This window comes from Campylobacter sp. GTC17093 (genome assembly GCF_055397635.1).
In genome coordinates this window covers 146,107-158,969 of sequence record NZ_AP038832.1, presented here as the reverse complement: position 1 = coordinate 158,969, position 12,863 = coordinate 146,107, and the positions used below count along the sequence as shown (strand labels likewise).

The 12,863-nt window shown below is 32.2% G+C and carries 13 protein-coding genes; 9 read left to right on the top strand and 4 right to left on the bottom strand.

Going from position 1 to position 12,863, the window contains the following annotated elements; translation table 11 throughout:
• Positions 1 to 163 precede the first annotated feature (163 nt).
• Positions 164 to 1,624 carry an aldehyde dehydrogenase family protein gene (locus ACZ5VL_RS00790; RefSeq protein ID WP_464199045.1) on the top strand — a complete coding sequence of 487 codons (1,461 nt, stop codon included), beginning with the start codon at positions 164 to 166 and terminating at the stop codon, positions 1,622 to 1,624.
• 172 nt (positions 1,625 to 1,796) lie between these two features.
• Positions 1,797 to 2,621, top strand: a complete 825-nt coding sequence (locus ACZ5VL_RS00785; RefSeq protein ID WP_464200212.1) for a YihY family inner membrane protein — start codon at positions 1,797 to 1,799, stop codon at positions 2,619 to 2,621.
• Here the strand turns inward: ACZ5VL_RS00785 and ACZ5VL_RS00780 are convergent.
• The 4 genes from ACZ5VL_RS00780 to ispG are packed head-to-tail and all read right to left on the bottom strand — an operon-like array spanning position 2,526 to position 6,250.
• Positions 2,526 to 3,488 carry a ComEC/Rec2 family competence protein gene (locus ACZ5VL_RS00780; protein WP_464199043.1) on the bottom strand — a complete coding sequence of 321 codons (963 nt, stop codon included), beginning with the start codon at positions 3,486 to 3,488 and terminating at the stop codon, positions 2,526 to 2,528. The two genes, ACZ5VL_RS00785 and ACZ5VL_RS00780, sit on opposite strands and share 96 nt — an antisense overlap.
• A complete protein-coding gene (locus ACZ5VL_RS00775; RefSeq protein ID WP_464199041.1) occupies positions 3,470 to 3,790 on the bottom strand; it encodes a hypothetical protein in 321 nt (106 codons plus the stop codon). Before ACZ5VL_RS00775 ends, ACZ5VL_RS00780 begins: the two co-directional genes overlap by 19 nt.
• A 2-nt stretch (positions 3,791 to 3,792) precedes the next feature.
• The gene (locus ACZ5VL_RS00770; RefSeq protein WP_464200211.1) at positions 3,793 to 5,181 is read right to left on the bottom strand and encodes a replicative DNA helicase; all 1,389 of its coding nucleotides are present in this window, start codon (positions 5,179 to 5,181) and stop codon (positions 3,793 to 3,795) included.
• A 4-nt stretch (positions 5,182 to 5,185) separates the two neighbouring features.
• Positions 5,186 to 6,250 carry a flavodoxin-dependent (E)-4-hydroxy-3-methylbut-2-enyl-diphosphate synthase gene (gene ispG, locus ACZ5VL_RS00765; RefSeq protein ID WP_464199039.1) on the bottom strand — a complete coding sequence of 355 codons (1,065 nt, stop codon included), beginning with the start codon at positions 6,248 to 6,250 and terminating at the stop codon, positions 5,186 to 5,188.
• A gap of 328 nt (positions 6,251 to 6,578) precedes the next feature.
• Here ispG and ACZ5VL_RS00760 point away from each other — a divergent pair, with 328 nt between their 5' ends.
• Genes ACZ5VL_RS00760 through ACZ5VL_RS00730 form a run of 7 tightly spaced genes read left to right on the top strand, consistent with a single transcriptional unit; the run spans position 6,579 to position 12,811 of the window.
• The gene (locus tag ACZ5VL_RS00760; RefSeq protein ID WP_464199037.1) at positions 6,579 to 7,409 is read left to right on the top strand and encodes a carbohydrate ABC transporter permease; all 831 of its coding nucleotides are present in this window, start codon (positions 6,579 to 6,581) and stop codon (positions 7,407 to 7,409) included.
• Positions 7,410 to 7,428: 19 nt separating this feature from the next.
• Complete coding sequence (locus ACZ5VL_RS00755) at positions 7,429 to 8,637, top strand: extracellular solute-binding protein (protein WP_464199035.1); 1,209 nt, start codon at positions 7,429 to 7,431, stop codon at positions 8,635 to 8,637.
• Positions 8,638 to 9,513 carry a carbohydrate ABC transporter permease gene (locus ACZ5VL_RS00750; RefSeq protein WP_464199033.1) on the top strand — a complete coding sequence of 292 codons (876 nt, stop codon included), beginning with the start codon at positions 8,638 to 8,640 and terminating at the stop codon, positions 9,511 to 9,513.
• A gap of 3 nt (positions 9,514 to 9,516) precedes the next feature.
• A complete protein-coding gene (locus ACZ5VL_RS00745; protein WP_464199031.1) occupies positions 9,517 to 10,608 on the top strand; it encodes an ABC transporter ATP-binding protein in 1,092 nt (363 codons plus the stop codon).
• A gap of 10 nt (positions 10,609 to 10,618) precedes the next feature.
• On the top strand, positions 10,619 to 11,434 hold the full coding sequence (locus ACZ5VL_RS00740) for a metallophosphoesterase family protein (RefSeq protein ID WP_464199030.1): 816 nt from the start codon (positions 10,619 to 10,621) through the stop codon (positions 11,432 to 11,434).
• On the top strand, positions 11,427 to 12,194 hold the full coding sequence (locus ACZ5VL_RS00735) for an inositol monophosphatase family protein (protein WP_464199028.1): 768 nt from the start codon (positions 11,427 to 11,429) through the stop codon (positions 12,192 to 12,194). Before ACZ5VL_RS00740 ends, ACZ5VL_RS00735 begins: the two co-directional genes overlap by 8 nt.
• A 20-nt stretch (positions 12,195 to 12,214) precedes the next feature.
• The gene (locus ACZ5VL_RS00730) at positions 12,215 to 12,811 is read left to right on the top strand and encodes an HAD family hydrolase (RefSeq protein ID WP_464199026.1); all 597 of its coding nucleotides are present in this window, start codon (positions 12,215 to 12,217) and stop codon (positions 12,809 to 12,811) included.
• The last annotated feature ends 52 nt before the right edge of the window (positions 12,812 to 12,863 follow it).

Below are 12,863 nucleotides of genomic sequence, written 5' to 3'. Positions count from 1 at the left end.
TATCTGATAAAATAAAATAGAAAAAGCCCTAAAAAGCTTTTTCTATAAATATATAATCACAATTATCTAAATACGATTTTTATTATCAATTAGTTTCTCATTTATTTACCCAAAAGACATATAATCGAATTATAAAATAAATATAATAATTAAAGGAAATAATATGTCAAAGTTACAAGAAAGTTACGGTTTATTTATAGACGGCGAGTTTGTAGATGCTGAAAACTCAGCTTTAATAAATACCTATAATCCAGCAAATGGAAAAAAATTAGCAAGTATAGCAGATGCTAGCCAAAAAGATGTTGACAAGGCATATAAAGCAGCTAGAAAAGCATTTGAAAAATTTCGTCATACTACGGTTAATGAAAGAAGTAAACTTCTAAATAAAATAGCAGATATTATAGATAAAAATGCAAAATTTTTAGCAGAAGTTGAAACCATGGATAATGGAAAACCTATTCGTGAAACTTTAAATGTGGATATACCTTACGCGGCAGATCATTTTAGATACTTTGCAGGTGTTATACAAGGAGAAGAAGGAAGCTCTAATATACTTGATGAAAAACAACTCTCAATAGTTTTAAGAGAACCAATTGGTGTAGTTGGACAGATAGTTCCTTGGAATTTCCCATTTTTAATGGCAGCTTGGAAGCTAGCTCCTGTTATAGCAGCTGGAGATACAAGTGTATTTAAGCCATCTTCTGAAACAAGTTTGAGTGTTTTGGAGCTAATGAGGCTTATTAAAGATGTATTGCCAAAAGGTATTGTAAACATCATTACTGGAAAAGGCTCAAAAGCTGGTAATTACGTAAGAAATCATTTTGAAGCTGACAAGCTAGCTTTTACTGGTTCAACAGAAATAGGTAGAGATATAGCTTTAGCTGCCGCTGAAAAACTTATACCTGCAACGCTTGAACTTGGTGGAAAAAGTGCAAATATAATATATGCTGATGCAGACTGGGAAAAAGCACTTGATGGCGTGCAATTAGGAATTTTATTTAATCAAGGTCAAGTTTGTTGTGCTGGAAGTAGAATATTTGTAGAAGAATCTATATATGATAAATTTGTAGAAGCGCTGGTTAAAAAATTTAAAGCCATAAAAGTTGGAGATCCACTAGATCCTAAAACACAGATGGGCTCACAAATAAACGAAAAACAAGCTAAGAAAATTTTAGAATATGTTGAAATAGGTAGAAAAGAAGGTGCAACTGTTGCAGTTGGTGGAAAGAGCGCAGAGTATGGTAAAAGCTTTGTGGAGCCAACTTTACTAACAAATGTAACAAATGATATGAGGGTTGCTAGGGAAGAGATTTTTGGCCCAGTTGGAGTTGTAATAAAATTTAAAAACCATGAAGAGCTTATAAAAATGGTAAATGACAGTGAGTATGGATTAGGTGGCGGTGTATTTACAAAAGACATTACAAAGGCTTTAAATACAGCAAGAGCTATGGAAACAGGTCGTGTTTGGGTAAATTGCTATAATCAAATTCCAGCAGGTTCGCCATTTGGTGGATATAAAAACTCTGGTATAGGTAGAGAAACTCATAAAGTCATATTAGAACATTATACTCAAATGAAAAACATTATGATAGATTTAACTGGTAAACCAAGTGGACTTTACTAATATATTATCGCCACTTTTGTGGCGATAATTATTCTTCAAATAATAAAAAATTTTTGTTTATGTAAAATTAAAATAAACTTTGATAGTATAAAATTTTAAAATAAAACAAGGCAAAATTTTGATACAAAAGCTAAAAAATATTTTTAAAAAAACATATAATGCTTTTAATGTTATGTATGATGAAGACTTGATGCATTTTTCAGCAAGTCTTAGCTATCATACACTTCTTTCTGTTATTCCAGTTTTGCTTGTTTCTCTTAGTATTTTTACACAGTTGCCAAATTTTGATGAATATTATACAAAGATAAAAAGCTTTATTTTTTCATCGCTTTTACCAACTCATCAAGATACCATATCAACATATATAGAGCAATTTTTAGAAAACTCTTTAAGCTTGGGTTTTATAGGATTTGCCGGCGTACTTTTTACCTCCATGATGTTTTTTAGTGATTATCAGTATATAATAAATAAAATAACAGAGTCCGAAAAGAGAGGCTTTTGGAGAAGTGTTAGTTCGTATTGGACACTTATTACATTAACTCCATTGGGGCTTGGTGCATCATTTTATTTATCTACTAAAGTTCAAGATGTTTTGCGACTAAGTTATCTTACTGAATGGATAAATTTAGTAGCAATTCTTCCTTATATTATCATTTGGGTAATATTTTGTATAACCTATAGTATCTCTATAAATAAAAAAATAAGCACGAAAAACATTCTTATAAGTTCGTTTTTGGCTAGCCTAGTTTGGGATATATCAAAGGTGGGATTTGTTGCTTATGCGGTTTATAATAAAACTTATACAAGCGTTTATGGCTCATTTGCAGTATTATTATTTTTCTTTGTGTGGATTTATCTTTCTTGGGTAATATTTTTATACGGCGTCAAAGGTTGTAAAGTATTAGATGATATCGAGAAGAAAAAAGAAGGGCAAAATACCCAAAATAATAACAAATATAGCAATAATTTTGTATCTAATAGCTATAAGCGAGAGTAAATTTATAGTATAAAATTGCCAAGATTTTATGTCTATGATTGCATAATCTAGTCTTATTGAAGCAAAATTTATCAAAAACTCATCTAGAAAATTTCCAAAACCAAATAGATGTGCAAATAAGCTAATTGGATAAAATAGGCCAAAAACTATTGTTAGCGGTATTACGAAAAGCTGTTGAAAGCTAAGCATTGGGAAAAAGTAGAGTACAGGTATAACCATTGCCAAAAAAGTCCATAAATTTAAAAGTATTAAATTTACCAAAATTGGAAATTTATCATAAAAATGATTCACATAAAGATATATATAAAAAACTCCAAGCATCGAAAAGTAAAAGCCAATTGAAAAAATTAATGATGGAAATATGCAAATAGCTATAAGTCCAGTTAGAAATAGTGTTTGAAAATTAAAAATTTTTAGGTTTCTACTTAGAAAATAAAATCCTATTAATCCCATTAAGACAGATCTAAAAAATGATGGAACAAAGTTAGTTATATATAGATAAAGACAAAGTATTGAAAAAACAAATATACTAATATCAAATTTAGAGTTTCTATATGGGAAATAGTGCCTTTGGAAGAATTTATAAAATGGCAAAAAAATAAGAAAAGAAAAAGAAAAAATTATACTAGCATGATAACCGCTTATTGCAACTAGATGAGAAATTCCCCAAAAATACACATCTTCTCTAAGTTCTTTGCTAATAGGTGTTGCTAAAAATAGGGCTGAATAAAACTCGCCCATTTTATCGTTTTCATGTTGCGATTTTATAAAATTTGAAAGTTTTGTTGAGATATTTGTTGCGTTATTTTCTATGTTTATGTCAAAACTTGTAGCATAAAATGTGCCTTTTAGATAGTCTTTAAACATAATGTTTTTGTATAAAAGCCAAATTTAATCATGTTATTTGCTTTTATTTCACTATTATTTGAGGTAGTTGTGTAGATATCTCCGTATGTGGTTTTGATTTTTAAAACTCTGTAAGTTCTGTTTTTATAGTTTGTTTTTAGGTATGAAGCTAAAATTTGTCCATTTGTTAAAATTTTGGTATGTGATTTTAAGTTATTAAATTTAATATATGAAAAACCAATATTTATGATGAAAATGCATAAACAAATAAGTGAAAAAATAGCGATTTCTCTTCTTTTTTGAAAAAGAGAAATGCTATCCAAATTTACTCTTGAAAGCTAGAAATTTCACTAGGTCCAGCGTAGTTTTTATCCACAAAGCGTGAATATTCCTTATGGAATATTACATTTACTCTACCAGTTGGCCCATTTCTGTTTTTACCTACTATTATCTCTGCATCTTCTTCAAGCTTGTTTGGTATAAAGTTTCTTTGGTATTCTTTGCCTTCAAGTTTTGCTTTTTTTTCTCTTTCTTTCTCTTCTTTTTCTAAATAAATTTCTTCTCTGTAGACAAATAAAATAAGGTCAGCATCTTGTTCTATTGCTCCACTTTCTCTTAAGTCGCTAAGCATAGGGGTTTTATCAGCCCTTGCTTCTAAGCTTCTGTTTAGTTGCGAAAGTGCGATTATAGGTAGATCAAGCTCTCTTGCAAGTAGTTTTAAGCCTCTTGAAATCTCTGCAACTTGCAAATGCCTTTCTGTAAATGAACTTGAACTTGTCATAAGTCCGATGTAATCAATTACGCATAAAGAAATTTCACCATGAGCTGCTTTTAGTTTGCGAAGCTGCGAGCGAATTTGATGAATGTTTACATATCCGCCATCGTGGATAAAAATTTTCTTTTCACTTAAGGTTTGAGAAATATCGCTAACTCTACTCCACTGATCATCGTTTAGTTTTGCACTCATCAAATCTTGAAGTGGAATTGAAGTTTTTGAACTCATCATCCTAAGCATCACTTGCATCGCGTCCATTTCAAGTGAAAACATCACAACGCCACCGCCACCATAAGTTACATTTAGCATTAAATTTAAAACAAGTGTAGTTTTTCCCATACCTGGGCGACCTGCAATGATGATAAGTTCACCTTTTTTAAAGCCTTTTGTCATCTCATTTAGCTCTTTAAAACCAGTATCAATCCCTACGATATCGCGGTCATCTTTGTCTTTTTGTTCTTTTAGGTAATTTGCAACTTCTGAGATGATTTCTGGGCTATCTTTTATCCTTCCATCTTTGTTTTCATCAACTAGCTCATAAAGCTCTTTGCTGATATCATCAACCATATCAAACGAAGTTATGTCTTCGCTAACTTTTGGGGGTATCTTATGTGCAAGTTTTACTAAAGAGCGTTTTATGGACTTATCTTTTAACTCTTTTGCATAAGGCTTAATGTCGATTATGCTGTTTGTTGCTACGATTTCTACTAAAATTTGCTCATCATAATCATTTCCAAGTTTCTTTTTAAGAAACGAAGTGTCTATTGGTAAATTTTCATTCATGCAAATAATCATAGTTTTAAACACATCGCTATGACCTTTTAGATAAAAGTCGTTTGGTTTTATGATGTCATAAACCTCAGAAAAAGCATCGTTGTTGTATATTATACTTTTTAATATAGCTCTTTCCATGCTTATATCAAAAAGATTTGAGTTTATTATATCATTTGGCATTTCTAATCTTTATTTCGTCATTTAGCTCATCTAAGAACTTATCAAGAATTTTATCTTGAGGCATTTTTGCTATTATTTCACCATGTCTTATAACAAGCCCACCATCTTTTCCAAAAGCTATTGCTACATCTGCTCCTTTTGCTTCACCAAGTGCGTTTACAACACATCCCATAACTGAAACGGTAAGTGGTTCTTTTATGTGCGCTGTTTTTTCTTCTACTAGTTTTACAACGCTTACTAGATCACTTTGCAAGCGTCCACAAGTTGGACAAGAGATGATGTTTATGCCACTTCTTTGTCTGCCACTATCTTGAAGTATAGCTTTTGCTACTTTTATCTCCTCTTCAAGCTCTCCTGTGATGGAAACACGCATAGTATCGCCAATTCCTTCCATTAAAAGAGTTCCAAGTGCCATAGCGCTTTTAATGGTTGCGTGAAATATGGTGCCAGCTTCCGTTACTCCTAGATGAAATGGATATTCTACTAAAGGTCTTAGTTTTCTGTAGGCATCAACTGTTTGAACGGTATCGGAGCTCTTTAGTGATATTGCGATATCTGTAAAACCAAAGTCTTCTAAAAGTTTTATGTTATATAAGCCTGAGTTTACCATAGCTTCAACGCTTCTGCCATATTTTTCTTCAAACTGTTTTTCAAGTGAGCCACAGTTCACGCCGACTCTTATAGGTATTTTTCTTTCCTTGCATGCATTTACTACGGCTTTTATTCGCTCTTTTCCGCCGATATTTCCTGGATTTATACGAATTGCATCTACAAATGGTGCAACTTCTAAAGCAAGGCGGTAGTTAAAATGAATATCTGAAATGATAGGTAGCGGACTTTGTTTTTTTATCTCTTCAAGTGCTTTGGCATCTTCGTGGTCAAGAACTGCACAACGAACTATGTTTGCACCTGCAAAATATAGTCTATTTATTTGCTCAAGAGTTGCAGTAATATCTTTTGTTTTTGAAAATGTCATTGACTGTACAGAAATTGGTGCATCTCCGCCAACTGCAACGCTTCCAACAAAGAGCTGTTTTGTTTTATATCTTTGCATAATTTTTCCGTTTTTTATACTTTTTTAAGATAATATTATATAAAAAATCGTTTAAATTTTAGCTTTTAGTGTTTTTTGTTTATTTTAGAAATTTTTATTGGGTTTAAATTTTTATACCTTAATCGTTTTTTATTATAAAAATATCTAGAATATCATTTATAAATTTTTAATATTTAGACTTACTTAATAAATTGTAAATTATTTTACATTCTCTAAAAGTGTCTATTTTGTGTATATATCATAGCATTATAAGTCCTTTTAAAAAATGTTTCCTTTGTGTTTCTAAGCAAAATTATACTTTTACTTGAAATTTTATAAAAGGCTCTTTTTGTATAAACTGCAACGATATTTTACAATAGCTATTATTATTTTTTCTCTTATAATTACGCTATTTCCGATATATTGGATGTTTTCTCTTTCTATCAGGGAACAAAGCGAGTTTCTTGGTATAATTGAATTTATACCTAAAACCTTTACTTTCTCAAATTTCAATCTTTTATTTAGCGAAAATGAATTTTTACAAAACATATTAAATTCGTTATTTATAACTATAATAGCTATTTTTATATCGCTTTTAGTTGGGGTGCCAGCAGCTTATATTTTATCAAGTAGAGATTTTGGGGTTAAATTTATAACTTTTAGCCTTGTTTTTGTTCTTGTGATAAGGATTATTCCGCCTATTACGCTAGCTTTGCCACTTTTTACATTTATGAACGAGCTTGGGCTTACAAGCACAAGACTTCCTATTATCTTGGCCCACACTCTTGTTTGTCTGCCTTTTTTGATATGGTATATGTGTATAGCCTTTAAAAAGCTCCCAACAGAGGTTACCCAAAGCGCTAAGATAGACGGCGCATCAAACTGGCAAATTTTTACTAAGATAAATTTAGCGCTTGTTAGGACAAATATTATAGCCGTTGCTATATTTTCATTTGTTAGTTCGTGGAATGAGTATCTTTTTAGTATGATATTTATACAAGACCCTGATAAATTTACCGTACCTATTACTCTAGCTACATTTAATAGTGAAGATGAGCTAACGCAGTGGGGGATGATAGCAGGTGGTGGGATCGTCTCAACTATACCTGTTGCTTTATTTATGGTAATACTTCAAAAATCAATGATAAGGGACGCAAACAGTGGTGCTGTAAAAGGCTAAATTTTATAAAGGAGAAAATATGAAAAAACAGTTTATATTTGTAGCTTTGGCTATGCTTTTTGGTCTAAATTTGGCTTATGGTGCTGAAAAACTTATCATCTTGGCTCGTGGAGGAAGTCACGTTGATGTTTTAAACATGGCAGTTGGTGAGTTTAAAAAAACCCATAAAGATGTAGAGGTTAAAATTTTAGGTCTTGAAAATTCAGACCTTAAGCAAAAAATAGCACTTGACTCTCGTAACAAAAAGGGAATTTATGATATCGTAATGATAGATGATCCTTGGATGAATGAGTTTGTAGAGGGTGGTGTTTTACACAACCTTAGCAAAGATGGCTACACTGCTGATAGTGACTTTTTAAGTAAAAGTATGGATATAGGTAGATACCCTTACGCAGAGGGTGAAATTTATGCTCTGCCATTTTCTGGAAATGTTCAGTTTATGTTTTATAATAAAGATCTTCTCTCAGAGCTAAAAGCTGAAGTTCCTACAACTTGGGATTCTGTTTTAAAACTAAGTAAAAAAGCAAAAGAGGCTGGCAAGCTTGGTTATGTAGTTAGGGGTCAGCAAGGAAATCCTATCGTAAGTGACTTTTTACCTATCCTATGGGCATTTGGAGGTGATGTTTTAAACAAAGAAAATACAATCTCAACTATCGACTCAAAAGAAGCATTAGAGGCTCTTAACTTCTACATAGAGTTAAGCAAAACAGGTGCAAATTACGAGAAATCAGATATAGTTTCATCTGTTTCAAGTGGCAAAGCACTCTTTTCACTTGGCTGGCCATCTTGGTATATAAGTGGCAATGGCTCAACTGCTGAGTATGCTCTAATACCTAGCAAAGTAAACGAAAGTCTAAAAGAGAATGCAACAGGAATGATAGGAAACTGGATGATAGGTGTAACAGAAAACTCTACAAATAAAAAGCTAGCAACTGAGTTTTTAATTTTAGCTACAAGTAAAGATATACAAAAAATGGCTATTAGTAAAGGCGGAGTTCCAACAAGAAAGAGTGTTACAAGTGATAGCGAAATTTTAAAAACTTACCCGTACTTAAAAACACTAGAAAACGCAACTCAAAACTCAGTAGTTCGCCCTAGGACAATACTTTGGGGAGAGGTTGAAAAGGTACTTGGTATAGAACTATCATCAGCACTAAGTGGTAAAATTTCACCAGCTGATGCACTTAAAAATGCTAAATCAGCAATAGATAAGATAGTGAGCAAATAGATGAAAGCAAGCAGTGTAGATAAGATATTTGGCTATAGCATGCTGATGCCATCTATGCTGCTCCTTAGTGCTCTTGGTCTTTTTCCTATACTTTTTGTTTTAGTTTATAGTTTTAGTGATTTTTACTATCTTTCAAAGTCAGCCCCTAACTTTATATGGGCTAAAAACTACATAGAAATTTTTAAAGACAAATATTTTATACAAGCTATTTTTAACACATTTAAATTTATGTTTTTAGCGGTATTTTTTGAAATTTTTATAGCTTTAGTTCTTGCAGGCTTAGTAAATTCACTAAAATTTATTGCAAATTTTGTAAGAAGTATAATAGTTTTACCATATCTTATGCCGCCAGTTACAACAGCGCTTATATGGCAGATAATGTTTAGCAATAACGAGGGTGTAATAAACAAAATCTTAGAAATTTTTGGGCTTTTGCCACACAACTGGCTTCAAAACCCTGTAACTGCTCTTTATGCAATACTTATAATTGACATATGGCAGTATATGCCCTTTGTGTTTTTGCTACTTTATGCAGCTATGTTAAATGTTCCAAAAGACCAGTACGAAGCAGCAAAAATAGATGGAGCAAACGCCTTTAGTCAGTTCATCCATATAACCATACCAAACATTATGCCAGCTATTTTGATAGCTATAACTTTAAGAGTTATTGATACATTTAGGCTTTTTGATAAGGTAAATATCCTTACAGGTGGCGGTCCTGCGAACTCTACTGCAACCATTAGTCAGTATATATTTGAGCATGGTATTAAAAGCCTTAAAATTGGCTATGCATCCGCAGTTTCGGTTATAATGGTTTTAGTGGTACTAATCTTTTCAGTAAAATACATACAAAAACAGCTAAAAGCAGAGGAATAGAGTGTGGCAAGTGTAGTTTTAAAAGATGTTTGTAAAAGTTATGATGGTAAAAAACTAACAGTTGATAGCGTGAATTTGGAGATAAAAGATAGGGAATTTGTGGTTTTTGTAGGGCCTTCTGGGTGTGGTAAAACTACAACTCTTAGGATGATAGCAGGGCTTGAAGAGATAACTAGTGGAGATATTTTGATAGATGAGAAGGTTGTAAATACTATCCCTTCATCAAAAAGAGATATCGCTATGGTCTTTCAAAGTTATGCACTATATCCACATATGAGCGTTAGAAAAAATCTAGAATTTGCCCTTAAAATTGCTAAAGTTGAAAAAAATATCATAGATGAAAAGGTAGATAATGTAGCTAAAATTCTTGGACTTAGCAACTATCTTGACAAAAAACCAAGCATGCTCTCAGGCGGACAAAGACAAAGAGTTGCCTTAGGTAGAGCGATGGTTAGAAACCCAAAGGTTTTTTTGCTTGATGAGCCGCTTTCAAATTTGGACGCAAAGCTTAGAGTTAGTATGAGAAGTGAAATCGTAAACTTACACAAAAAGCTAAACACAACCTTTATATATGTTACTCACGACCAAGTAGAAGCTATGACTATGGGCGATAAGATAGCTGTTTTAAATGCTGGCAAGATAGAGCAGTTTGACACTCCAAAAAATCTATATCAAAATCCAGTAAATATCTTTGTGGCTGAGTTTATAGGTAACATTAAAATGAATATGTTTAGGGCAAATTTGCTAAGGGCTGATGATGGGATATATCTTGAGTTTAACGGTGTAAATTTGCCATATAGCGCAAATTTCATAGATGAGAACTTAGACTTTAAGGATGATAAAATGGAGATAGTTCTTGGTGTAAGGGCTGAGAGTTTTGTGCTAAATTCTGCAGATATAAACTTTAACGCAAATATTATAAATGCTGAAGATATCGGAAGTGATCTATTTTTACATTTTGAGTTTAATGGCGAAAGCTTTGTTGCTAGATCTAAAAATATTGAATATAATGATGGTCTAAATTTGGGCTTTAACTTAAAAGATACATACGCTTTTAACCCTAAAACCCAAAAAGCCTTAATAAAACGGATATAGTAGGATAGATATGAGAATTCTCTTTTTTTCAGATATGCACTTTCCATACTCAAAAATCCTAAACGAGGAACTTTTAAAGGCTAGAGATGAGCTCTTTTTTAGCTTTTTAGATAGAGTTTTTGAGATGAAAAGTGATATGGTTATCTCGCTTGGAGACCTTGTTTTAAGAGGCTTTAAAGAGGAGATGGATGAGGTTTATGATAGAGTAGTGGGCAGTTTCTACCACATCTTAGGTAACCACGATAGAGCACTTTTTGGTCTTGACGAGCTAGTAGATAAGAAATTTAGGCACGGTGATAGTTTTTTTGAGTTTGATCTTTGTGATGTTATCTTGCTTGAAACTGCAAAAGACAAAAACAGCGATGATTGGGGTGGAAAGCTTACAAGCTCTCAAATTTTGTGGCTTAAAAGCTGTGTTCAAACAAACACAAACAAGCCACTTTTTATCTTTGCCCATCACCCTGTTTTTGATACGGTTAGAAAGTCAAATTACGATATGTATTCTATTTCTAAGAGTTGTGAAATCTTACCCATCTTAAGGCTTAGAAAAAACCCTGTTTTTTATATTAGCGGACATACTCATACTGATGATATCATAAAAGATGAAAATTTGTTTTTTATAAGCACAAGTTGCGTGATAGATGCTAGAATGGTGCGGATTTTAGAGATAAGCAAGGATGAAATTTTATACAAAAGCATAGATTTAGACTCTCAAAGTGGAATAAAATATGCCAAGCTTTTATCTCAAAATTTAAGTGATTTTAATATGAGTGAGTTTGGTGTTGGTGGAAGATTTGAGACAAATTTAAGGTTAAAATATGGATGAAAATTTAAAAAGCATTAGACAAAATTTAGCAAATTTCTTAAAAGAAGTATGTGAATTTCAGCTAAATTCCAGAAATTTTAAGGTTGAGACTAAAAGTAGTGTGGTCGATTTTGTAACCGATATCGATAAAAAAAGTGATGAGATGATAATAAATTTCATACAAAAAAACTATCCATCTCATCAAATTTTAACAGAAGAACACGGTGTTTTAGGAGATGAAAATGAGTGGTGCTGGGTGGTTGATCCTATAGATGGTACTACAAATTTTATACACGGCTATCCTTTGCACTGTATAAGCATAGGGCTTAAATTTAGAGGCGAGGCTGTTTTGGGCATGGTAGCGCTACCTGTTTTAGGGGTAAAATTTCATGCTATAAAGGGTGGTGGAGCGTTTAAAGATAGTGAACAAATTTATGTATCAAAGGAGAGTAAGTTAGAAAAATCCTTAATCGCAACAGGCTTTCCATATAGTAGAGCCACCCATAACCCTAATTTGCCTTACTTTAACAAAGTAATAAACAAAATCGCGGGCATTAGAAGAAGCGGAAGTGCTGCTATTGACCTTTGCTTTACAGCTGCTGGCTACACAGATGCTTATTTTGAGTTTGGCATAAACGAGTGGGATTACTGTGCGGGTAAACTCATACTTGAAGAGGCTGGCGGAAAGTCTTATTTAAGAAAATTTGATAATGACAAAATGTTTATTTTTACAAACTCATGCATTGATAAAGAGCTAAACAATGTACTTTTTAATGAATAAACTAAAACCATAGGATTAATATGATATTTTTTGATTATGATGGCGTGTTAGTTGATAGCCTAAACTTATGTATAAACTCTTGTAAATTTGCAGCTGATGAACTTGACTATAGTGGCGAATTTCCGCAAAATCCCTACGCAAATTTAAATCCTGTAACATATCATGAAGTTGCTAGAAGACTTGGTTTAGATGAGATTAAATTTGAAAATTTAGCGACAAAATACCTAAACGAAAATATTAACACCATAAAACTTTTTGATGGCACGACTGAAATTTTAGAAACACTAAGTAAAAACTATACACTTTGTGTATTAAGCTCTACTAAAAAAGAAACGATTAAACAATCTCTTGATAATAAAGGGATTTTAGAATATTTTAGTGAAATTTACGGAGGTGGAGAAATTTCAAAAGAGGCTAGACTTAAAGAAAAAGCACCTGAAAAATCTATCATGATAGGTGATAGCATAAGCGACATGAGAGCTGCTAAAAATGCTGGAATTTATGCTATTGGCGCACTTTGGGGCTGGCAAGACGCTAATATGTTAAAAGAAGCCAATGTTTTAGTAAAAAATCATAATGAACTATTAAAAGCCATAAATTCTTATTTTTCCATATAATTAACAATTTATATTTTGATACATTTTAGTTTCCAAAATGTTTTTTTGCTCT

Coding starts and splice junctions, on each gene's coding strand:
- ACZ5VL_RS00790 (WP_464199045.1), top strand. CDS start 164: ATGTCAAAGTTACAAGAAAGTTACGGTTTATTTATAGACGGCGAGTTT.
- ACZ5VL_RS00785 (WP_464200212.1), top strand. CDS start 1,797: ATGTATGATGAAGACTTGATGCATTTTTCAGCAAGTCTTAGCTATCAT.
- ACZ5VL_RS00780 (WP_464199043.1), bottom strand. CDS start 3,488: ATGTTTAAAGACTATCTAAAAGGCACATTTTATGCTACAAGTTTTGAC.
- ispG (WP_464199039.1), bottom strand. CDS start 6,250: ATGCAAAGATATAAAACAAAACAGCTCTTTGTTGGAAGCGTTGCAGTT.
- ACZ5VL_RS00755 (WP_464199035.1), top strand. CDS start 7,429: ATGAAAAAACAGTTTATATTTGTAGCTTTGGCTATGCTTTTTGGTCTA.
- ACZ5VL_RS00750 (WP_464199033.1), top strand. CDS start 8,638: ATGAAAGCAAGCAGTGTAGATAAGATATTTGGCTATAGCATGCTGATG.
- ACZ5VL_RS00740 (WP_464199030.1), top strand. CDS start 10,619: ATGAGAATTCTCTTTTTTTCAGATATGCACTTTCCATACTCAAAAATC.
- ACZ5VL_RS00735 (WP_464199028.1), top strand. CDS start 11,427: ATGGATGAAAATTTAAAAAGCATTAGACAAAATTTAGCAAATTTCTTA.
- ACZ5VL_RS00730 (WP_464199026.1), top strand. CDS start 12,215: ATGATATTTTTTGATTATGATGGCGTGTTAGTTGATAGCCTAAACTTA.